Below are 22,890 nucleotides of genomic sequence, written 5' to 3' on the forward strand. Positions count from 1 at the left end.
ACTTATCGATGTTAGTCCGGGCCAGGATCCCGTCGAGTGCGTCTCCCGCAAGCTCATAGGATGTCCGCCCGGTACGTACATCTGTCAATCGGCCTGCAAATTTGACCCCTCATCGGCGTCCAATTTTGACCCCTTCGTGCGGCGGGGTTTGCTGGTAGCGCTCGTCTCGTCGGAGCTGGCCGGGATAGCGGAGGCGAGACGAGCGCGGGTGGCGTGATCGTCGTCTCGGCTCTTGAATCGCCAGCTGTCGTTGCCGGTCTCGACGATGTCGCAGTGATGGGTCAATCGGTCGAGCAGCGCGGTGGTCATTTTGGCGTCGCCGAACACGCTCGGCCATTCGCCGAAGGCGAGATTGGTGGTCACGATGATGGAGGCCCGCTCATAGAGCCGGCTGACGAGGTGGAAGAGAAGCTGTCCACCGGACTGGGCGAAGGGCAAATAGCCGAGTTCATCCAGCACGATGAAGTCCATCCGGGTCAGATGCTCGGCGAGCCGTCCTTGCCGTCCGTTGCGGGTCTCGGTCTCGAGGCGATTGACGAGGTCGACTACGTTGAAGAAGCGGCCGCGGGCACCGGATCGGATGCAGCTTCTGGCGATGGCAATGGCCAGGTGGGTCTTGCCTGTGCCGGTTCCGCCAACCAGCACGACGTTGCGTTGTTGGGCGATGAAGCCGCCGCCAGCGAGATCATTGACGAGCGTCTGATTGATCGGCGTGCCGTCGAACTGGAAGTCGGCGATGTCCTTGGCAAGCGGCAGCTTGGCAATGGTGAGCTGGTATTTGATCGACCTTGCTTGCTTCTCGTTGATCTCGGCGTTGAGCAGGTCGCCGACAATGCGCTGAGGTTCGTGCTGGCGCTTGACGGCGGTTGCCATGATCTCGTCGAAGGCGGCCTTCATGCCGTAGAGCTTCAGTTCGCCCATGAGGTCGAAGATTTGGGTTCGTTCCATCAGATGGTCCTCCGGAGGTTGTCGTAGCGGGCACAATCGGCGATCGGTGCATGACGGAGCGTCAGTGCGGCCGGCGTCATGATGTTGGCCGGTGGGGCGGGTTCACGTTGACGGGCCAGGATATTGAGCACGACATCGGCGGAATGGACGCCATGACCGAGCGCTTCGGCACAGGCCGCTTCCACCGCGGGCAGACCGTCAGTCAGCACCGCGTTGAGGATGTCGACCATCTGCCGATTGCCATCGTCGGTGCTGGCAAGCTTGCGCCGGATCCGCTCGATCGCGGCCGGCAGCACCCAGTCTTTGAAGGGAGCACCGTTGCGCAAGGCGCCGGGTTTGCGGGCGAGCACCGGCACATAATGCCAGGGGTCGTAGACGGTATCGCCGCGGCCAAAGGATCGCGGGTGCTCGGCAACGATGCATCCATCCTGACGGATCACGATGCGATCGGCATAGGCTTGAACCTCGACCGGTCGTCCGACTGCGCTGGCTGCGACCGAGTACTTGTTGTTGTCGAAGCGCACCAGGCAGGTCTTCGAGACCGATGCCGTCACCGCATGGAAGCCGTCGAAGCGGCCGGCATAGGGAACGAGTTTGGGGCGTTCGGCTTCGAACACTTCCCAGATCGTCTGATCGACCAGCTCCGGATGGCGATGAGCCTTGGCGTAGGCGATGCATTTGTCGAGCAGCCAGGCGTTTAACTCGTCGAGGTTTTTGAACCGCAGCCGCGGCGTGAAGAAGCGTTCCCTGACCAGCCCGACCTGGTTCTCGACCTGCCCCTTCTCCCAGCCCGACGCTGGCGTGCAGGCGACCGGATCGACCAGATAGTGGCTGCACATCTGCAGGAAGCGGCGATTGTAGAGACGCCCTTTACCGACGAAGATCGTCTCTACGGCAGTCTTCATGTTGTCGTAGATGCCGCGGGTGCAGGTACCTTTGAACAGGGCGAACGCCCGGTCGTGGGCGTCGAACACCATCTCCTGCGTCTCCCGCGGATAGGCCCGCACGAACAGCATGCGGCTGTGGCAGAGCCGGACATGGGCGGCCTTCACCATTACCGTGGTGCCGCTCAGCAAGACCACCTCGTGGCTCCAGTCGAACTGATAGGCTTCGCCTGGGGCAAAGCTCAGCGGGACATAAGCGGCCGCGGTCGATTGCCCGCGTTCTTTGCTCCACCGCCTGGCGTAACGCCGCACCGCATCGTAACCGCCGTCATAGCCGCGGCCGCGCAGCTCTTCGAAGATCCGGATCAACGTCAGCTGTTCACGAGCCGATTTGGCCGCGTTCGCCGCCAGCAATCCGTCAAGCTCTACTGCCCATCGTCCCAGCTTTGGCCGCGGCTGCACCTGCCGCTCGTACTCGAAGGAGGTCTCTCCCGACCTCAGCACCTTCCGGACCGTGTTCCGCGACACCTTCAGGTCACGGGCGATCTCCTTGATTGTCTTGCCCTTGATGAAGTGCTCGCGCCGGATCCGGGCAATCGTCTCCACGATCAGCATCCCCCACCACCTGCTTCGTTCCAAAGCAGGCAGCGCAACAGACCAATCTGTAGGGGGTCAATTTTGGACGCCGATCCCCCGGCTTAGGGGGTCAATATTGCAGGCCGAATGACAATCGAGCGGATCGGTCGGTGCTTCGGTTGCCTTCTTTGCGCGCGTCATCAGAAGCTTCCCCCGATCACGGCTTCATATTCGGTAAGCGGACGCAACAACGAATGCGGTGGAGACGATCCCGGCACCGCCGCTGCAGTCTCCGGCCGGCGGACCGCGCCATTGCGCCCGGCAACACCGTCGAGATGAACCGGATCGACGATCCGCAGCCGGCGCCCCTTCGATTGCTCGTGAACCGCGACCTGGTGCACGCCATGGCGGATCCGCACCTCGCCGGCCGCGATCGTTACCGCTACGCGCTCGCCAATAAGGCGCCACGGCACCGAGTAGCTGTTCGTATCAATCTCGACGGCGCAATCATTGCCGACGACGCGGGTCAGTTCACGCAAGGATCCGAACGGCGGCTGCTCGCCGAGCGGCTTCAACCGATGTATTTCGTCACGCGCGAAGCGGATGATCGGCGCCTCGCCGGTCGTGCCGTGGATACGAACGTTCGCAACCTCACGCTCCCACCTGTCGAGATGCGCCTCGAATGCTTCCCAACTAAGGAATGACCGGCGATCGCGTTCTTCTTCACGTAGCCGACGCCGTTCTCCGTCTTGCCCTTCGTGCGCGCCCGATATGGCGCGGACGCGCGAGGACGGAAGCCCCAATGTTTTGCGAAGGCTATCAGCTTGTCGTTGAACTGAACCGACCGGCTCACCGCGTCGTGGCGCACGACAAGCGCGCGTGGATTGTCCATCAGCACTTCCTCCGGCACACCGCTGAAGGTCGTGAACGTGCTCTCGAGCCCGGCGAACCAATGCTCCTGCCTCTCGGCCCGGAACGCACGCACATGGAGCCGTCGCGAGTGTCCAAGCGTTGCCACGAACACGAATGCCTTGACTTTCGCCCCTCCGATCTCGACCAGACGCTCCCCGAAGTCGATCTGCAGCTGCCGGCCCGGCGGCGTCTCAAACCGCGTCGTCGCCAGCGCCTCCGCCTTCAGCGCCTGGCGATAGGGCTGCACGGAGCGTTGCAGTGTCCGTCGGCTGACGGCCACGCCTTTCTCGGCCAACAGGTCCTGGCGCACCACGTCGGCATTGCCGCGATGCCGAATGAGCCTCTCGCGCAGCCAGCCCTCAAGGCCGTCGAGACGCTTCGGCCGCTCAGGCGACTTGAACGGCTTCACCCCGCCCGCCGCCACGTAGTCCTTCACCGTGTGATGGCTGCAGCCAAGCTGCCGCGCAATCCGCTTCACGCCCCACCCGCACGCTCTCAGGCGCATCATTTCCGCCACGTCATCCGGCGTCTTCATCACCTGCCCCCGTGGATCATTCCACGGCGAGCCTTCAGTGATTCGTTCCCGCTTCATTCACTCTCTCCTCAGCTATCCGAGGAGGGGGCAATTCCTCGTGACGCTGAGGGGGCAGTTTTCCATGGCGCGCGACAGCAGGGTGCAGGATTCACGGACAGTGCGAATAAGGGCATAAGGTCGGAATCGCAGTCGGCGCCCGTGATTCGCCTTGCTCCAAGCCTTCCGCTCACTGGTTTCCCCCGAGCTTTCGATTGTCCAGATCCTTCCCCGGACCGACAGGGTGGCGCTCGTGGCTCGGCTGAAGTCAGCGGTCTTGCTGTGTCCCTGTTGCGTCTGCCAGACGAGTCGCGTCCACAGCCATTACGTGCGACGCTTTAGCCGATCTGCCGTGGCAAGGTCGGGTGGTCGAATTCCGGCTTCACGCGCGGCGGCGAAGGCTGCCTCCGTTCATGTCTCTGATATCGGCGCGAACGATCTGGCGAGCCGATTAGAGGCGGTCTAGGCGCTTGCAATCGCCATTCCGGGTATCGTCGTGAACCACGACTTGCCCGATCGCCGTGTAGAGCGCCTGCCGCTCGCAACTCGACTTCACCTCGTAGATCTTGCGCAAGACGCCGCCGGTCTGGACCCCGAGATCAACATAGCTATCCTTGAAAAATGGTCTGAAGCGGTAGCTGCAATGACCCGTGCCTTGCCCGGGAATGTCCCATCGCTGATAATGGCGCAATCAACAGAGTTGCCGAACGAAACGTTCTGCCCATAAAAAACGTGCCAAGGTGCTCGTTGCGGAAAATTCGTGTGTTGTTATCACCCTGTTCAAGAGTGCCATGACAGCCTCTTGCGAAACCAAGCCGAAGTCGGCCAAGGCGCAAGAAGCAAGCTGTGATGAAATTATGTCCGCACGAGCCGCAATCGCCTTTGGCAGTACAAGCGCGAAAGTCTCCTTTGCGTAACCGCGTGGAAATACGTCAGAGCCCAAGCGCTCACGCAAGTAAGAACGGAGGAGCTCCTTGCCCGAGCGAAGTGCAAACGGAAGCTTCGCTCCAAAATTGATCAATCTCGGATCGCCGAATGGGCGGACGGGCCAAAGTCCTCGCGTCGCGAGTGGGCGAGCATGACAAAGACTTGCGAGCAGAGTTGTGGATAGAGTGGCGCTGATGGGGGCGCTAAAAAGGAAGGATGAACGAGCGGCGTCAAGCCCGCGTTTCGTCAATAGGTCTTCTGCAAGCCCAAGCGCGATATCCAGGTTGGGTGAAGACGGAGATCTGGGTTCCTCCTCGTCGCTGCTGAAGCGAGCGCAAAGCTCGTCTCCTCCTATGCCGGTCCAGATTATTTCGCAGCCATCACCTCGGAACCGATCCCAGAGTGACCCGAACGCCTCAAGGTAATACTCTGAAATGAGTGGCAGGCGTCCTTTCAGGTCAAGATCTAGATCAATCGCCGGCATGTGGGCGTGCATGTCAACTTTGTGATCGCGACAATCCAGTGCGCTCAAAATGCTAGCTCGGCGGTCAATCTGCTTGGGGCTACTCCCGTCGCCCAATAGTATCCCGCCACATGCTAGCGATGCTACACTCTCGCTAACAGCAACTGCGACGGAAGCGGAGTCCATTCCTCCGCTCAGCTCCACAGCGTTTGCGCAGAAGGCCGTCGGCCGCGAACGAACAACCGCCTGAAGAGTATCAGAAAACTCAAGGACATAATTGCTCCCCTCTCGTCCAGAGAGCTCAGGGGCTGATGAGGTTGTCGCGCCGTACTCAAATGACGTTTGCGATCTGTCGACGTACAAGGTGGCGCCAGCAGTCAGCAGATTAACGCCAACGCGGCCTGTCGCGCAGAGTAGAACGTTCTCATAGATAGATGATGGGCTATGATTTCTGTATCGATCGTTCCCGATTTATCCAAGAGATCCATGAAATCCCAGGAGAGCGTAACCGTACGAGTGCGCTCCTCCACGTGGAAGTAAATTGGGAGGCTGGCTATATAGCCTGCTCGTACACGCAACCGAGGGCCCCGTCGAGCCGCCTCGATCACGATAAAATCGAGCGGCCAGTGCATACATTTCTGGTAGTGCTGACGAAACTGATCCATAGACGCATGGGCTATTACGACCGAATGAACGCCAGCCTCGTCCGCCGCTACTTGACGCTCACGTATGACGAAGAACCATTGTTCAGTGTTCTTCACTAACGAACTCTCAAGACTCTTATGTTGGAACGGCCGGATGTAGCTTTCACCAACCTGTATCGAACTGCCTTTGGCAACAGGATCGTAGTTTTCCAAGTCGGCTATTTTCAGAGTGGCCTTGAGCATTGGTTCCTTAAACGTTGCCGCCTCTCGTGGGAGAGGCGGTAACGGAGTTAAGAATGATCTTAAAGGTAGCCGAAGTTACTGCTGTCGTTAGGGAAGGGGCCCTTCTCTCCCTGAATAGTGGGAGGTGGCAGTACCGGTAAGGGGAGGTCAGTTGTATCGGGCCGCGATGGCCGCTTAGGCGCGTCTGCAGTTGTGCTCTTCATGTCAATCTCCGGGTGATCGGGCTTCTCGTCGTCTCAAATCTAGGCTTCAGTAAAAGCCAGAGAGAGAGTGGCGCGGCACCGTGTCGAGCCACAATGGAAGGTCTCTCATGTGAGAAGGCGGGCGACAACCTACCAATGTCGGCAGTTGGATGACGGTGCTGGACAGAAGAGCTATCGCCAAATTTTGGTGACGGCGCGGCCGGTCAGGCGGCGGCGGTTATGGGCTGACGGTCAGTCGGTTTGGCGATGACCTCGATCCCGTCGTTGAATGTCACACCGAGAACGAGTTTTGGCAACTGGTTGTGGCCATCGAGACAACGCCGGCTTTTCTGCGCGGCCTCAAGCAGTTTGAAGACCATCGCGAGCGCCGTTCTGTTGGACAGGCTATCGTGCGGTGGCGCACGGTAGCGAAGGTGCTTCCAATGGGATTGATGGTCCGCAGGTGTTTCCAGTGTTCGGCCGGGAAGTCGTAGAACGCCAGTAGCGTGTCCCGATCCTTGCTCAGGCAGTCGGCCGCCTTCTCGTATTTGGGCGTATAGCTCTCGATGAAGGCCTCGAACGCCAGCTCGGCGGCGGCCTTGGTTTCGGCCATCCAGATCTCCTGCAACGCGCGTTTGGCTTTAGGCTGCTGGCTCTTCGGCAACTTGGCGATCACGTTGGCGGTCTTGTGTACCCAGCAGCGCTGCTCGCGCGTTTTCGGCCAGACCTCGCCGGCGGCCTTCCAGAACCCGAGCGCGCCGTCGGCGATGGTGAGCCGCGGCGGCACGCCGAGCCCGCGCCGCTTCAGGTCGAGCAGCAGATCGCGCCAGTCCTGCGCGCTCTCGCGGGCGCCATCGGTGAAGCCGACCAGTTCCTTGCGGCCTTCCGGCGTCGCGCCGATCAGCACCAGGATGCAATGCTTTTCGTCTTCGAGGCGTGCTTGGAGATGGATGCCATCGGCCCAGATGTAGACGTCGCGCTTCGCCGACAGATCGCGCCTCTGCCACGCGGTGTGTTCGTCAAGCCAACCGTCCTTCAGACGGCCGCTGGCGGATGCCGACAACCCGGCAGCATCCTTGCCGAGCAGCGCCGCCAGAGCCTCGGAGAAGTCGCCGGTGGAGATACCCTTCAGGTAAAGGATCGGCAGCAGCGTCTCGATCGATTTCGAGCGGCGCATGTAGGGCGGCAGGATCGACGGAGAGAACCGGATGCGGTCGGGATCGGTAGCCTCCGCCTCGCGATCGCGTACACGCGGCTGGCGGACGCCGACCGGACCGATACCATCCATCACCTCGCGTTCCGGCAGGTGACCGTGGCGCACGACGCGCTGGTGGCCGTCCGCAGTCTTCAAATCGGCATGCTTGCCGAGAAAGTCCGCGACCTCGGCCTCGACCGCCTGGGCCAACAGAGCACGCGCCCCATTGCGCAAGATTTCGGTGAGTTGATCGTCGACGTTTCCTGGCTGAATCAACTTGATGATGTTATCTTTGGACACGGCATATCGCTCCTTCGGTGGAGAAGTGGAGGCGTCAAGCACCCCCACGATATGCCGCCTTCCCGATTCCCGCCGTCACCAACTTTCAGCGATAGCTCCTCACCCGCCGAATGTGCCAATTACTTCGCCGACGCCGGATATGGCCAAAACTAAAGTAATCACGCTCTAGGTTGTGACGAACCGAAGTTGCATCCGATGCAAAGACCGCCATGGGATATCGCCCCGAGCGATCAGGCCTTGACGCCTTATGACCGGGAGCACGCCGTCACCTACATGCGCATGCTGGAAGCGGACTGAACCTCCTCCGAATGAGTGGACACCTGTAGTAGGCTCATTGAGCGCGGAGGTGTCGAATGGAACGTCAACGTCGGTCGTTTACCGAGGAGTACAAGCGGCAAGCCGTTGAGCTGGTGGTGTCGAGCGGCCGCTCGATTACGTCGGTTGGCAAGGAACTTGGTCTGCGAGACTCGGTGTTGCGGCGCTGGGTGGATAAGTCCGGCGGACCAGGCTTCGGAGATCGCCCGGTTGCGCCAGGAGAACGAACGGCTGCGCATGGAGCGCGACATTTTAAAAAAGTCGATCGCGATCTTTGCCGGAACCCGGACATGAGCTTCCGCTTCATCGAGGATCACCGCGATGCCTATCCGGTACGGCTGATGTGTGCCGTACTCGAGGTCTCGCCGGCCGGCTATTACGCCTGGCGCGATCGCCCGGTGAGTAAGCGGACAAAGTCCAATGCCGCGCTCCTGGCCGCGATCCGGCAAGTCCATCAAGACAGCAACGGCCGCTACGGCAGTCCCCGCGTCCATGCCGTCCTGCGGAGGCAGGGCCGCGGCGCCAGCCGCGGCCGGATCGAGCGGATGATGCGTCGGCACGGTATCCGCGCCATCATGGCGCCGCCGCGCCGTGTGGGCACCACCGACAGCCGTCACAACCTGCCGATCGCGCCGAACCTGATCGCGCGCGACTTCTCAGCCCCGGTTCCGAACCGGATTTGGCTCGCCGATATCACCTACATCCCGACCGCGGAGGGCTGGCTGTATCTCGCGGCCGTGATGGATCTCTTCAGTCGAAAGATCGTCGGCTGGGCCATGCGCGATCATATGCAGGTCGAACTCGCAGCAGCGGCACTGACGATGGCCATCCAGCAACAACGGCCCCAGCCGGGTTGATCCACCACTCCGATCGAAGTGTGCAGTATGCCTCACACGCCTATCGCAATGCTCTCGCAGGCGCCGGCATCACCGCATCGATGAGCCGCAAGGCCGATTGCTACGACAATGCTCCGATGGAGAGCTTCTTCCATACCTTGAAGACTGAGCTCGTTCATCATTGCAACTACAAGACCCGCGCCGAGGCCCAGCGCGATATCTTCGCCTTCATCGAAGGCTTCTACAACCGAATAAGGCTCCATTCCGCCCTGGGATATATCGCCCCGATCGAAATGGAGCTAAAAGCCGCCTAAACCAGTCCACTTTCTCGGGGGAAGATCAGACGCAGAGTGCGCAGACTGGCGAGAGGTAGCGGAGATCGTATTGCGCATCAATCCTAAACGCGAGCCGCAGCGCGCCCGCCGAGCGTATGAGACGTATATCGCCCGGACCAAGTGGATGACTAATCAAGGATACCGGCACATCTTGCGTGACGGCGGCCCGGCCGTCGTGGATAACTAACTTCAGGTATCCATGTTCCTTAGGCCGCAATTGCTTTGTTAAGCAGGCTTGCCTGAGGCCATCCACATATTCGGCTGTGTCAACGGCCTCGGAGCCGTCCACCGCATGGACGCGGACTTGGCGACCTCAAGATCTGCCAAAAGCTGATCAATGTTCGCTCGCTCTCGCTGCAACTCTTCAATGATCGAACCGTGTTTTGTCATCCCGCTTCCTTACTCATCAGGTTTGACTGTTGTGTTCGCAGCCACCGTTAAACTCGACGAGCGGGCGTGTTCGGTGATCTTATCGCCAGCACGCTCGGGAGTGTGGCCGCTTGTGAACGTGCCGCGATACCCGAAGAAGAAAAGATGCATGTCGCCGAAATCGGGGCGGTCACCTTCGTAGTCGTCAAGCTCCACTTCATTCCACGCAAGCCCGTCATCCAGATCATTGCGGGGCTCGCCAGGCATGAGGACAGCAGAGCTCGCAGGGGGATGGTTGTGGTCGTAGTTGACCGGAGTTGGCGGCTCTGCGTGCACGCTCAGGCTTACTTGCATAGCTTCGATGACGGCAGGGAGCTTCCCATAGTTTGCGACCGAGTAGGAAGGCCATTCCCACCGCGAAAGTGGCGACCGTGAGCAAGCAACCTATAACAATCTCGGGCACTCAGAACTTCATGCTCGCTCGTCTGATTGAGAGGTGCCATTGCGTCCGTACAATCGAAGGGTGCTGCACCAAATGGTGGTTCAATTGAATAGCTGGCTTCCAGCCCGATCCCTATTGGGATTCGGTTGCGGGAGGTCGGACCTTCTCCCCGCGATGCGTCAACGAGATACTCCGCAGGTTGAGCGCGTGCTAACGTCTAATGGCGTCGCCGTCAGGTTGGCACCTATGCAGACAAGTAGGTGTAGGGCTCGGGTTGCCGTGTCAGGGTGCGGAACGCGTGCCGGCCTGTGCTGGTGTGCCGCGTCTCGGAGTGCACGCTCCGTCAAGTGCTAGAGATGTGTAGTGCGTGGCGACCTTCCGTATATCGCATACGTCATTTTGATGGGACTAACCTCGCTCGCCATCGCCGCGGTCGTAATATTTATGCAATGAGGTGGCCGTCCTCGTGTTCAGCCGCGGTGTCCGATGCCTCGGGATCTTAAGAGGTTCGGCAGCTCAGGGCCCACGGAGCTCAACAAGATGGATGGTTGGATAGTGACAGCGGCTTTCTTCAAGGAAGATGGCGACGATGACGAAGAATTCGGGCACATAGCTTGCGTGGGGGCCGTCGCCGATCCTGCGGAAGTGGTGAGGATGACCATCGCGGAATGCGGCGCAAAAGCCGCAATGCTCAACTGCCCAATCGAAGAGGAGCAGTTGCGAAGACTTGGCGTGAAGCCCGGCGAGCTTCTCATCGTGCACGATGACGAGATCAGTCCGACTATTTCGCACGCTCGTCGTCATTAACGCGGCACGTCTGATGTCGCTCAGTTGCGTCCGGTTCGTGACATTGTCGTCCGGAAAGCACCGCTCGCGCGAGTAGTTAGTCTGCACAAGGTATGAAAGCGCGCCGTTTGCCTCTCTGCGCAATGTGGCCGTCTGGCCCATTGATTGCTGAGCCAAGTATGGCTTGGTCGCTTATTGATTGAGGGCCAAGTCCTCGCACCGTAACTCGTGCGGGCGGTCCCTCAGCCACCGCCCGCGCGGCTTTCCATCGTGGCGCTAGCCGCCATGCTCTGTCGAGGTCAGGCTACGACGGGCGAAAAGACTGGCACCGCTTATCTCTACACTTGAAGTTCGTGACCGTCTGGCACGCGAGTTGCTGAGAGCCTTTTGGCTTGGCTGTTTATTTCACGCAACCCCAGCAGCCAAGCTTGGCGTAGCAAACTTCGCGCGGGCGGCTCCTCCAGACGCCCGCGCCTCTTTTCCTGGGTTCTACCGGTCTTCTGCAACAGGCTCGCTGGGGAGATAGTTCACATGAGCCGTGAAAAGGCTTTGGAAGGCGCCATCGCGGCGCTCGGAGATTGGTCTGGGGGAACGACCGAAACGAGCGTAGTTCTCGCGACGATTGCGCAGCTCACGGCGACTGGGCCGCCCCCTAGCCGGCCTCAAAACCAAAAGCTCGTTTCCCCGACTGACACTCACGATGGCTTTGTGGAGTGTGCTGTAATGGACCGGCTCAAATTCATACCGGCCTTCGAGGCCGCTATTCGCTCTTCCGCCCCTGAGAAGCCATCTGCACTCCGAGAGGTCATCCGCCAGCGCGGAGGCCCTGATGAGTTCGCGGTGACGAGCACTTAGCTCTTTAGGCTGATCAAGATCATATTCTCGCGGCGTGTGCGAAGAGTATCGCTCATGAATGGCAAGCTGCCGCCCGCTCGTGGTCGCTTGGCTAGGGGCGGCTCGCGAGCAATGAAAGACAGCACGGGGAGCATCACTGCGGATGTTGGACCGACATCGATCGGCCTTATCGGCATCTTAATGACAGCGGTCCAACTGGCCGCGCACTTCAAGACCACGCCTCGAACAATCGCTCGTTGGGCTGAAGAGCCAAATTTTCCGTGGGCGAGCACTTCAGCAGGTGAGGTAATGTGGCTGTTAACGGACGTACAGGAGTGGAACCGCCAACGCCGACGCACCGCGCCGCGCTACGCTCCAAAGAGAAGACCATCGAGAAGGTGGTGGAAAAAGCTGGCCGCCGCCAGCGCCTCATTGCGGCGTTTTCCCGGCGATATCCGCCGCAGATCCGGCGATCAGCAGTTCCGCCGCTTGGCGCGCCCCTCTCGCCCAAGATGATCGTTCAGGCCGATGGCTCGCTAGCCCCTGCGCCCACTGAAGAACAAGAATCGAATGAAGCCGATTTTCATCAGTGACAGAATCTTAGTGCTGCCGTGTTTCGCCAGGCTGTCAATGCACTGCCGGCGGCATTGATCGCGTCGATAACGCGCTTCTCAAGTGCACCCAGCGTGTCTTTCGGCACGTAGTCCCGGGCCACCTCAACGCGGAGATCGGCCAGCCTTTTTCAAGCGAGATTGTTCGAGCGACCGCCGGATGCCGATTTGGCTGCCTCATCCGCGGTCACTTTGCATCCGTTATAAGGTTGGAAAGTTCATCCAGAATGTGAGGGTGCCTCCGATGGAGACCACGGCCCCGAGCAGCCGGTGCGCGGCAGGAGAGAGGACGCCGATGGCCCTTGTTTCCATCGAAAATCGCGCGGCGGTTCGTATCATCACCTACGCAAACGCCCCGTTCGGCACCATGGCCGCTGCCGGGACGGCCGAGTGTTCCATGCAGCCGCAGCAGATTAACTGATTAGCGCCAACGCAGGCCTGCCGCGCAGAATAGAACGTTCTCATAGATGGATGATGGGCTATGATTTCTGTATCAATCGTTCCCGAGTTATCCAAAAGATCCACGAAATTCCAGGAGGGCGTAACCGTACGAGTGCGCTCCTCCACATGGAAGTAAATTGGGAGGCTACCTATATGGCCTGCTCGTACACGCAACCGAGGACCCCGGCGAGCGGCCTCGATCACGATAAAATCGAGCGGGCCAGTACATGCATTTCTGGTAGTGCTGACGAAACTGATCCGTAGACGCAAGGGCTATTACGACCGAATGAACGCCATAGTTTTCCAAGTCGGCTATTTTCAGAGTGGCCTTGAGCATTTGTTCCTCGACTTAAACGTTACCGCCTCTCGTGTGAGAGGCGGTAACGGAGTGAAGAATGATCTTAAAGGTAGCGTTCATTAGCGCCGTCGTTAGGGAGGGGCCCTTCGGCCCCACAATAGTGGGAGGTGGCAGCACCGGTAAGAGGAGGTCAGTTGTATCGGGCCGCGATGGCCGCTTAGACGTGTCTGCAGTTGCGCTCTTCATGTCTGTTCCTATTGATAGCGTGATCGGGCTTCTCGTCGTGTGGCGCGGCAGCGTGTCGAGCCACACTATAACTTCTCTCATGTGAGAACCCGGGCGACAACCTACCAAGATTTGGCGGGGTTGGATGACGGTGCTGGACAAAACTGGGTTGGAGTCTAGTAACGGTAAACGGCAGCAAATTCCACAGAGCCGCATCTTTACGTGAGATCGTATGGAATCCAGATCGCAAGGCCATGTCGGCTCTCTCAGTGTAAGCAAAGCCCCATTCCCTGGATCAACCGCAGATCAGGTCAACGACAGCGCATTGTCGCCGGTTTCCGAAATTCTGCATGCGTACTGGCGATCCGATCGGCGCTTGCTTCTCATCGTTGCCACAGTGGTGCTGATCTCCAGCGCGAGCAGCGTCGCAGCCCCCTATGTATTTTCGAGTCTCATTGATCGTCTCCCGCGGGGGGAAGGCATGTCGGCGCTTGCCTGGGGATTCGCCGGCTATGCGGTCCTGCTCGGCATAGCCTCCGCATTGCAGCGCATGCTGCAGTATCTTTCCTTCATGACAGCCGAGAACCTGGGCTTCATCGCTGCAACTCGCTTTTTCGATCGCATCCTGAGAAAAACCTCGGCCTTTTTTCTTGAGCACAATCCCGTGGAGATACAGAGTGCGGCCGCGCGCGGGTGCAGCGGGTTGACGACGTTGGTCCAGCTTGGAATTATGATATTCATCCCGGCTGCAGCGCAACTTCTGCTTACGCTCGCTACTCTCGGTGTGCTCGTCAATATCCAAATCGCTGCAATCGTCGTCGCTTATGGGGCTGTCGCGATTACATTGGGGTGGAATTCCACGCGTCGGGCGCGCGTGTTTCTGGACCGGGCCATCGAAGCCGGACAGGAGAATGCGCGTTTCGTCGGCAACGTCATGAACTCCATGGACACGTTGCGCCATTTCGGCAGTCATTCCTGGATGAGCCAGCGCTTTACGATGAAGGCGCGGGAGGTGCGCGATAACTGGCGAGCCTACGTGTTTCAACGATTGGCCTACATAGCCGTGCTCGGCTTAGCCATCGCGCTACAATTTGCCGTCACACTTCTCCTTCTAATGCCTGAATACCGGGCCGGCGCGGTCACGATCGGCGATATTGTGCTATTCAACACGCTTCTACTCCAACTCAATACGCCCTTCGAGATGGTCGCGCGCGCGATCTCTGACGCGGCGCGGTCGCGAGCCGACCTCATTCCTCTCGCCAGACTGTGGGTCGCACCAGAAGAGCGGCGAACATCTCATGCTCATGATTTCACGCCCTCCGCTGGCCAGCTATCCTTCGAGGGCATTCGGTATGCCTACGACAACGGTCGTGGCGTTACGAATGTCTCATTTCTGGCTAGGCGCGGCGCCATTACCTTCCTTGTCGGCGAATCCGGATCGGGGAAGTCGACAATATTCAAGCTCGTCCTGAAATCGATCGAGCCAGACTGCGGCCGTATTCTGGTCGATGGAACCGATATAGCGACCATCGATCACACGGATTGGTATGCCGCAGTTGCTGTTGTGCCGCAGGACGTGATGTTGCTCAATGAGTCGGTAGCCGACAACATTCTGCTAGGACGGCCCCGCGACGAGGTGCGCCTTCGCGGTGCGTCGGAAAAAGCCGCAATTCTCCGCATTATCGAGGCTCTGCCGGAAGGATTTGAAACAACCGTTGGAGAACGCGGTTTGAAGCTTTCAGGCGGGGAGCGCCAGCGTGTTGCGATTGCCCGCGCGCTCTATGGCGAGCCGGCGATCCTTCTTCTCGACGAGGCCAGCTCCGCGCTTGACGAACGAACCGAGCGCGACATTTTGGACCATATTCGCAGCCTGGCGGAAGATGTGACCGTGCTGGCAATCACTCATCACAAAGGCGTCATTTCTACAACCGACGTCGTGGTCGAGCTGACCGACTGCGGTTTGTCCTTGACCTAGGCGAAGGGGATGATCAGCCCGGCGCATTGATTGTCTGCACTGTAGGCGCATTGCTGGACGAGATGCCTTCGTAATTGCAAGAAGTGGCCCACGCAATCAAGACGTGTCAATTGTGCATACGATGACGTAATTGCGGTCAGCGCCTGCGGCTCAAAAAGTCAGCTATCTTCAAGCCTTCCCGCAAGCTCGCGAATCGGAGGGGACTATGAAGGAACCGCCAGCCAGTTGAGCTCGTCGGATAGCAGGAGAAGGTATTTTTCGAAGCGTTCGGCTCTTTGGTTGGGGACGAGCGCTGTCACCACTTCCTGGAGGTCCTGTCCGACGACGGGTACGATTGACAGCACCGATCGCGCTTCGGCGGTCGTGACATCGGCGGCTCGTTCCCAAGTCTGGTTTTTCTGAAACGCCCGGGTGTTCTGTCATGACGACGATACAACCCGAACGGGCGAGCGAACGCAATTCCCCGAAAGGAGATGAATTTTTAGGTGCAGGCTGACCGCGGGTTTAGGAACCCGGACCGAAACAGGCTGGCGATCGATCGGCGTCGATTGCTGCCGAAAGCGCGGTGAGCCTTGGCGGGCGCGCTGGACTCTCCGGTTTGGCAGAAGGCCAAAAGATTTCTTACGAAGTCAAAGTCGCCCCCAAGCGAGCAAAAGCACCGCAGAAAACCTGCGGGTCTGATCACGTCCGCCTGTGATAGATCTCCGGCAACAATCGCTAAGACGAACAGGCTGCGTTCTTTTCAGAGAGGACGCAGCGAATTAGGATTGCGGCACGTCTTTGGACTGACCATGTTCGCCGTCTTTTGCGTCTATATCCGCGTCGGGCTTTCGATCGTAAGTGCAGTAGGCCACGGCAAGCACGGCTTGCAGGTTCGTTGTCCGCGCTTTCGGCAGGAGCTTGAGCAATTCGGAGTTTGATAAAGCCGAGCGGCCGAGCGCAGCCGTGTGCACGAAAACCCAAGGGAGAGCGCGCGGTTTCGTCGCGCCCTGAGTAGACAATTACTGTTGCAAACGTCTAGGTTGTATGCAACCGTAGACTTGGGCGTCAGAAACCCGAGATAGCATCAGTGGCCATCAATGGGCTAGCGTATAACAGCCCCGTTCGGTGGGACGGTGCGCCCATGTCGAAGGGGCACCCCAAAAGCACATTGGCCGTTCAGGATTACGGTTTCTGAACCGCCGGCAGCCAGTCCGCTACCGGCATCAGAGCTAAAAGCAAAATCCATGAACCATCAGCGAATCTCGCGCCGCGCCGTGGCGATCGCTCGCGTCTGCAGTCTCGAAGTGTTGCACGACAACGAAACATCTCAGCAGAGAGCCGACCGGTTGCTGGTGCCGCACAAGCGGCGTAACGGCATCGTCAACTTAATCGACCGCCGAGCTGAAGGAGGCGCTTCTCAAAGATTCGAGATTCGGCCATTGTGCTTGTCGTCTCGCACCAAGTCGCAAAGGCTCGCTCGCGCGAAGCGACGGCGGTGACGGCTCCCCATGCGAGCCAACAAATAAGCCCGCTAGCCTCTCCGGATTTGTTAGCGATCTGTGGACGCTCACATTGCTGTCGGCCGCCAAAGACGATCTTGGCGGGGTTTCCTCGGCAAGGCGGTTGATACCTTGGTCCGGCGAGTGTCGCCCACGTGTGGATTCAGGATCACTCGCCGAGGAGCTTCGACAATACAACGCCGCTCGCTTGAAATGATTCGAGCGGCGTTGGCTCCTAGCCCCGCGAAGGTGATGCAAAATCCCGACAAGGATGGGGCAGCACAAAGCGTGCCAAGGTTCATGTCTCAAACTGGAACTTTGTAGAACTGCGGGAGTCGATTCCTGGCTCTCGACCCCTTCACTACGCTCAACAGATGGAAAGCCCAACCAACTGAGCTGACGCCATTTAGTGTTCTTCGCGCTGGGACCCTTTGACTCTCGCGGAGCAGGGATTTCCTGTCTCTGGGGCTTCGGGTTCTGTCGCGTCCTTCCAGCAGTTGATGTCGCAATATGGTGCAGGCCCGGAACGTGTTGGAAGTTCAAACCAACCCGCCGGGGAGGGCGGCTGCGCTTCGGTGACAACATCAACCGCCCGTCGACCCGTGCGGACTGGTTTTCGATCCGGCGCGTCTTTTTTCTTTGGCTGGGCCGACCTGACTCTTCTGGCAGGGGATTTGTGCCGGGCTTTGAAGATTATCTAGAAAGCGCCGGTCCGTAGCGGCTGTTGGTTCCAACCAACAGCAGGGATGAAGAGGCCGGTTTCATCGAGATCGTGCCAGCAGGAGCAGCACGATCGGAAGGAATAGTCATCAATGAACACGATCGTCATCAACAATGAAAAGTCGTCCGTTAACAAGCGGGATTGAGGGCGACTGGGGTTGCGAAGGCGCGCCAAAGGACGATCAGGATGAAGCGCAAGAGCTTCCTGAGCCAGGCGAGGATGCGGCGGAAGTTATAGCCGACGGCGGAGAGGATGACGTTGGCCGCATCGCCGGCACGGCAGGTAGCAGCGGCCGAGGTGACCATCGACTTTCAGGTGTCCGATGATGGGTTCGATGGCGGAGCGGCGGCGCAGCTCGCGCTTGATGACACCGAAGACGCCGCGCTTCTGGCCAGAGATGAAGACGCGACGGGGATTTTGTGCGTCGTGGCCGCGATATCCCTTGTCGACATAGGCCCGCTCGATCGCGCAGCCGGTGAGTGTCTCGGTGCGGTCGATGACGTCCCGCAAGGTGTGACCGTCGTACGGGTTATCGGGTAGCGCCCTGGCGTGCAGCACGAACAGGCCACCGTGAGCCCGGCGGTTGTTGGTGACGATAGAGGCTTTGACACCGAACTCGTAAGGCGCGGCTGCTTTGCCCTTGCCGATGCATTCCACCTCCGGGGCGTGGAAGGAATAGAGCTTCCAGCCGCGCTGGCGCTGCTGCTGCGCGCGAATCTGCGTGGCCCGGCTGAGCGAGAGGGCGAACGCGTTCTCGAGCACAGCCTGACCTTCGATCTTGCAGCGGATATCGCGGATGATCCGGCCCAGCCGGCTGCGCAGCTGCCGGTGATGCCGCTTGAATTGCTTGGCATGGGCGTAGCGTCCAGCCATCATTGCCGCGGTCTTGGCAATGCGAAGGTAGGACTGCCGCAGCTTGACCCCGTTCCTCGCCAGGCGGTTGAGCCCCTTGATCGCCGCGTGCAGCAGCTTGGCGTCGGTCGGGAAGGTGATCGCCTTCGGCTGCACGGTGGTATCGACCGTGACCCGCTTGAGGTCTTGGCTGCGTAACGCGCCGGCCTCGTGCGCCACCCGCAAGCTCTCGGCCAGCAACAGCTCCAGCTTGCCGCCGAGCCGCTTGCGCCAGTGGCTCAGGTCCGAGCGCTCGTGCGGGAACGCGTGCTGAAAGAACTCTTCGCCGGTGAAGTACTGGAAATACGGGTCGTGGACTCAACCCACACCCCCTCATCGGACAGGCCGTAAATGTGCTTGAGCAGCAGCCCGATCATGAAGCGGGTCGCGATGCCCGGCCGGCCGTTCTCGCTATAGAGCGGCGCGATCTCGCCGTCGATCCAGTCCCAATCGACCTTGCCGGCGAGCTGAACCAGCTCGTGCTTCATATTGATGATCTGGTCCAGCCTGGCCCGGAACAGATCGCCCGATCCCGTCGTCTTGTGCTTCTTCGGTCGCATCGCCACCTCCGATGCAACGACGGAATCATGACTGGCGATTCGACGGAATCCCGAAAATGAAACTGCAAGGTTCCGATGTCCGAAGCATCAAAACCCTGCAATCCTAACAATCCAAAACGACAAATGCGATTCCAGCTCAATCACTTAGCCGCTCTTCACGGACGACTAAAAAGGGTGTCGGCAAGACGACGCTTGCTGTGCATCTGGCTTGTTTCATGGCGGAAGCGGGCCACCGGGTTCTGATGATCGATGTTGACGCGCAGGGCAGCGCGACCGACACGATCAAGCAGAATACAGGGTCGATCTCGGCGGCCGATCTCTTCAAGCCGGCGACCCGAGTCGCTGGTGAAAACAACGGTATCACGCTGGCGCCGGCCGACAGTGACTTTACGGATATCGATCGCGGCAACGCTGCTGCCGTCATGACCCTGCAGCAATCTCGCCGATGCCGCCGAGCGGTTCGATATCTGAATGATCGATACCCCGCCATCGCTTGGGCTTCGCAGCGCCGCTTGCCTGGTCGCCGCCTCGCATGTGCTGGCGCCAATTTACCTGGAAGATTAAAGGCCTGATGCAGACCGTGATCGGTGTCCAACGACGGTGCGGTCGCCAGGACACGAGAATCTCGGCTTGCTGCATTCGAATTTCAATACCAAGTCGCCTCGTCAACGGACGCACTTAGAGCAGCTCTTGCGCGAAGCGGGAACGTACGCATTCCCAGGCCAGATTGTTGCACGAGACCGCTATGCCGAAGCCGTTGCGGAACGCGTGCCGGTGTGGAGATTGAAGCGTCGCTGGGCGCAAAAAATCGCGTAGTTTCACAACCGAGGTCGGCAGCATCGTCGCTGGCAATAAGGGTTCGCTATCAGAACCGGACCGGAGAGCTTGTTGTCGATCAAACGCAAGCAGTCGCAGCACTCAACGCAGCAAGGGTGGAGACGGAAAAAGAGCTTGGGATCACGGTCATAATGGAAAAATGGATCGTCTCCCAATCCGCCATCAATCCAGCCTTCGACTCCAACGAGAGAGAGCGAGAAGATTGGCTAGCAGCTAGGCGACATCTCGCTCTCGATACTCGATCTCGCCGATTGAAGCCGCTACGTTCCAGCTCTCGTAATAAGGGATATAGCGCGACAATCAGGATGAGAGCGGCGCGTCAATCAAGATGAGACGAGGCGGCCGAGTCAGGAGATAATTGACGCTGGCCGCCTACTTGGCAAGCGTTGATTGACGCTGCGCGACAATCAAGCGGCGCTGCCAGCGTCAATCACAGTCTTGTCGAGTTCGTTGGGGGTCGTGTGAACAGGTGGCCGGCCTGGACCGCGCTTGCGATCGAGGGCAACTTTTCGACGGTAACTTTCGACGTTCATCTCGAGGATCGTGGCGTGGTGGACCAAACGATCGATGGCAGCCAACGTCATTGCCTGGTCCGGGAAGATACGCCCCCATTCGCCAAATGGCTGATTGGCCGTGATCAGCAGCGAGCGTCGTTCGTAGCGGGCGGCGATCAACTCGAACAGCACACTGGTTTCCGCCTGATCCTTGCTCACATATGTGATGTCGTCGAGGATCAGGAGGTCATAGCGATCGAGTTTGGCGATCGCGGACTCCAGCGCCAGCTCGCGCCGCGCGACCTGCAGCCGTTGCACCAGATCAGTGGTGCGCGCGAAGAGAACGCGCCAACCGTTCTCGACGAGAGCCAGGCCGATCGCCGTGCCGAGATGGGTCTTGCCGCCGCCCGGTGGACCGAACAAGAGCAAATTGGCGCCGGCCTTCAACCAGGCGTCGCCAGCGGCGAGCGCCATCGCCTGTGCCTTTGATAGCATCGGCACGCTTTCGAAGTCGAAGGTGGCGAGCGTCTTGCCGGCGGGCAAACGCGCTTCCACCATGTGTCGCTCGATCCGACGGCGGGTGCGATCGGCCGCCTCGTGCTCGGCAAGGGCGGCGAGGAAGCGGGCGGCAGGCCACCCTTCCTTGTCCGACTGTGCGGCGAGCTTCGGCCAGATCGCCTTGACGCCCGGCAGGCGGAGCTCATTGAGAAGCAGCTCGACACGGGCAGCATCGACGGAGGTAGCGATACCGGTCATGCTGCCTCTCCCAGGTTCGAGCGGCCCGACATGACGCTGACGGAGGCGAGTTCATCGTAGACGTCGAGCGGCGCCAGCTTGACGGCGACACGCGGGATCGAGGCCGCCTCGGGTCGGAAGCGGTCGCGCAGCGCGGCAAGATCGGGTAACTGTCCGGCGTCCAGATCCATCGCGATCACCTCGGCGAGTTCTGCTTCGCAGGCGCGCTCGTGAGCCAGCGCCAGAAGCTCGACCGTCACCTTGCAGGCGCGCCGGTCATCACCATGCTCCCGCAAGGTCTCGAACAGACGTTTGTAAGCTGCACGCGGGAAGAGTTGGTCGCGATAAACGAGATTGAGGAGCGCCATCGGCTTGCGCCGCAGGGCATGGATGACGTGCCGGTAATCCACAACATGACCGCCCTGGCTCTCGGACACAGGCCGACCGCGCCGCAGCGTCACGACCGGCGTGACGCCAAGGAAGCATTCGAGCCGGTCGTCGAAGATGCGCACACGCAGGCGATGGCCGATCAATCTTGAAGGCACGGTGTAGAATACGCGCCGCAGGATGAAGCCGCCTGACGACGTCACCGGGATCACTTTCTCCTCGAAGTCGGTCGTGCGGCCTTTTGGCAGCGGCGCCAAGGCCTCCTTCTCGAGCGCGATCGGCTTGGCGAGGTTGGCGTTGCGCCGGCCGACAATCTCGTCGACAAAAGCCCGGTACGCATCGAGACTGGCGAACTCGCGCGTCCCCCGCAGCAACAGCGCATCTTCCAGTGCCCGCTTGAGATGGCCGTGCGCGCTCTCGATCGAGCCGTTCTCATGTGCGATGCCCGCATTGTTGCGCGTTGGCGCCATGCCATAGTGGCCCATCAGCCCGGCGTAGCGCTGCGTCAGATCCCCCCGTGCGTCGGCGGCCAGATTGCGGAATGCTGCCGACAGGCTGTCGCTGCGATGCTCCCGCGGCACGCCGCCAAGCGCCCACAGCGCGTTCTGCAAGCCCTCCGCCAGGGCGACGAAGCTTTCGCCGCCGAGCACGACATGGACATGCTCGAAGCCGGAGAACGCCAACCGGAAGTGATAGAGCCGGTGATCGAGCGGCTCACCCGCGATGGTAATACCGAGCGCGCTCACGTCGGTGAAGTCGGACAGACCCAGGCGGCCGGGCTCGTGCTGCTGGCGGAAGATCACGTCCTGTTCGGGGCCGTTGAGCGCCCGCCAGGCGTTGATGCGCCGCTCCAGCGTGCGGCGGATGTTCGGGTTCAAGTCATGATGCCGTCGGCGCAGCTCGTCCAGCACGCCGATCACGCGGATGCCGGGCGCAGCCTTCAGGATCGGAACGATCTCGGCGTCCCAATACTGCCCGAGCGGATCGGACCGGCGCCGGCCCCTCGGCGTCTTCTTCTGCGATGGCGGGCGACAATCGCCCTCGATTCGATACGCGCTTGCCTTCGAGAACCCCGCCTTGGCCGCGGCGGCCTCGGGGGACAGTGTCAGTCGGTACGTCATGTACAGCCTCATCTGGTGGTCGGTGATGTGGAGGCCAGGCAAGGCATCGATTCCCTCTTGTCGAGACGAACCAACAGCTTGCACCAGCCGCACCCGGCCGCCAGACGGGTCCAAAAACGCGCGACGCCGATGGGGACGGTCCTCCGGTCGGGCTGCGCCCTCCCTTCGGTCCGTCCCCATCGGCGCAGTCTCACCTTGATTGTCGCTGGAGTCTCACCCTGATCGCCGCCGCGCAAAGGGAAGCGGCCAAGGCGCGGCAGTTGGTCCCCGCGGTCACAGCAAACAGGCCAGCCCTATCACTACAAGGCACTGCTCCTTGGGAGCCCACCAAAACGGTAGTTGAGGCGACCG

The 22,890-nt window shown here is 60.1% G+C and carries 13 protein-coding genes and 4 pseudogenes; 7 read left to right on the forward strand and 10 right to left on the reverse strand.

The window, feature by feature from the left end; all coding sequences use genetic code 11:
* Window positions 1–84: 84 nt before the first annotated feature.
* The 6 genes and pseudogenes from istB (V5279_RS06030) to V5279_RS06055 form a co-directional block, all read right to left on the reverse strand.
* Window positions 85–948, reverse strand: a complete 864-nt coding sequence (gene istB, locus V5279_RS06030) for an IS21-like element helper ATPase IstB (RefSeq protein WP_338687724.1) — start codon at window positions 946–948, stop codon at window positions 85–87.
* 8 nt (window positions 949–956) lie between these two features.
* A pseudogene (gene istA / locus V5279_RS06035) lies at window positions 957–2,447 on the reverse strand (IS21 family transposase); the annotation flags it as partial.
* Between the two features lie 161 nt (window positions 2,448–2,608).
* Window positions 2,609–3,912: pseudogene (gene istA, locus V5279_RS06045) on the reverse strand (IS21 family transposase).
* Window positions 3,913–4,582: 670 nt separating this feature from the next.
* Window positions 4,583–5,485: a hypothetical protein gene (locus tag V5279_RS46905; protein ID WP_414646000.1), complete on the reverse strand. Its 903-nt coding sequence runs from the start codon at window positions 5,483–5,485 to the stop codon at window positions 4,583–4,585.
* A gap of 173 nt (window positions 5,486–5,658) precedes the next feature.
* Complete coding sequence (locus tag V5279_RS06050) at window positions 5,659–6,168, reverse strand: hypothetical protein (RefSeq protein ID WP_338695845.1); 510 nt, start codon at window positions 6,166–6,168, stop codon at window positions 5,659–5,661.
* A gap of 406 nt (window positions 6,169–6,574) precedes the next feature.
* A pseudogene (locus V5279_RS06055) lies at window positions 6,575–7,845 on the reverse strand (IS256 family transposase).
* Window positions 7,846–8,198: 353 nt separating this feature from the next.
* Between V5279_RS06055 and V5279_RS06060 the strand changes: the two are divergent.
* Together V5279_RS06060 and V5279_RS06065 are read left to right on the forward strand one after the other, a co-directional pair.
* The gene (locus V5279_RS06060) at window positions 8,199–9,017 is read left to right on the forward strand and encodes an IS3 family transposase (protein WP_338695847.1); all 819 of its coding nucleotides are present in this window, start codon (window positions 8,199–8,201) and stop codon (window positions 9,015–9,017) included.
* Window positions 9,018–9,037: 20 nt separating this feature from the next.
* On the forward strand, window positions 9,038–9,310 hold the full coding sequence (locus V5279_RS06065) for an IS3 family transposase (protein ID WP_338695849.1): 273 nt from the start codon (window positions 9,038–9,040) through the stop codon (window positions 9,308–9,310).
* Between the two features lie 420 nt (window positions 9,311–9,730).
* Here V5279_RS06065 and V5279_RS06070 read toward each other — a convergent pair whose 3' ends face one another.
* Window positions 9,731–9,967: a hypothetical protein gene (locus V5279_RS06070; protein ID WP_176529002.1), complete on the reverse strand. Its 237-nt coding sequence runs from the start codon at window positions 9,965–9,967 to the stop codon at window positions 9,731–9,733.
* 715 nt (window positions 9,968–10,682) lie between these two features.
* On the opposite strand from V5279_RS06070, the gene V5279_RS06075 reads away from it, so the two are divergent.
* The 4 genes from V5279_RS06075 to V5279_RS06090 all read left to right on the forward strand — a co-directional run bounded on the left by V5279_RS06075 (window position 10,683) and on the right by V5279_RS06090 (window position 15,312).
* Complete coding sequence (locus tag V5279_RS06075) at window positions 10,683–10,949, forward strand: hypothetical protein (RefSeq protein ID WP_338695853.1); 267 nt, start codon at window positions 10,683–10,685, stop codon at window positions 10,947–10,949.
* 1,148 nt (window positions 10,950–12,097) lie between these two features.
* Window positions 12,098–12,355 carry a hypothetical protein gene (locus tag V5279_RS06080; protein WP_176529000.1) on the forward strand — a complete coding sequence of 86 codons (258 nt, stop codon included), beginning with the start codon at window positions 12,098–12,100 and terminating at the stop codon, window positions 12,353–12,355.
* Window positions 12,356–12,668: 313 nt separating this feature from the next.
* On the forward strand, window positions 12,669–12,794 hold the full coding sequence (locus tag V5279_RS06085) for a hypothetical protein (protein WP_275948935.1): 126 nt from the start codon (window positions 12,669–12,671) through the stop codon (window positions 12,792–12,794).
* Window positions 12,795–13,569: 775 nt separating this feature from the next.
* On the forward strand, window positions 13,570–15,312 hold the full coding sequence (locus V5279_RS06090) for an ABC transporter ATP-binding protein (protein ID WP_338695860.1): 1,743 nt from the start codon (window positions 13,570–13,572) through the stop codon (window positions 15,310–15,312).
* Between the two features lie 2,330 nt (window positions 15,313–17,642).
* Here the strand turns inward: V5279_RS06090 and V5279_RS06095 are convergent.
* Window positions 17,643–18,965 (reverse strand): annotated as a pseudogene (locus V5279_RS06095) (IS5 family transposase).
* A gap of 215 nt (window positions 18,966–19,180) precedes the next feature.
* On the opposite strand from V5279_RS06095, the gene V5279_RS46910 reads away from it, so the two are divergent.
* Window positions 19,181–19,537 (forward strand): ParA family protein, encoded by a 357-nt coding sequence (locus V5279_RS46910; protein ID WP_414645688.1) that lies wholly within the window; start codon window positions 19,181–19,183, stop codon window positions 19,535–19,537.
* A gap of 672 nt (window positions 19,538–20,209) precedes the next feature.
* On the opposite strand, the gene istB (V5279_RS06105) is transcribed toward V5279_RS46910, so the two are convergent.
* Together istB (V5279_RS06105) and istA (V5279_RS06110) are read right to left on the reverse strand one after the other, a co-directional pair.
* The gene (istB, locus tag V5279_RS06105; RefSeq protein WP_176535476.1) at window positions 20,210–21,052 is read right to left on the reverse strand and encodes an IS21-like element helper ATPase IstB; all 843 of its coding nucleotides are present in this window, start codon (window positions 21,050–21,052) and stop codon (window positions 20,210–20,212) included.
* Window positions 21,049–22,581 carry an IS21 family transposase gene (gene istA, locus V5279_RS06110; RefSeq protein WP_422389058.1) on the reverse strand — a complete coding sequence of 511 codons (1,533 nt, stop codon included), beginning with the start codon at window positions 22,579–22,581 and terminating at the stop codon, window positions 21,049–21,051. Before istA (V5279_RS06110) ends, istB (V5279_RS06105) begins: the two co-directional genes overlap by 4 nt.
* Between the last annotated feature and the right edge of the window lie 309 nt (window positions 22,582–22,890).

The organism is Bradyrhizobium sp. 26S5 (assembly GCF_036923295.1).
In the GTDB taxonomy this organism is placed as follows: Bacteria; Pseudomonadota; Alphaproteobacteria; order Rhizobiales; family Xanthobacteraceae; genus Bradyrhizobium; species Bradyrhizobium septentrionale.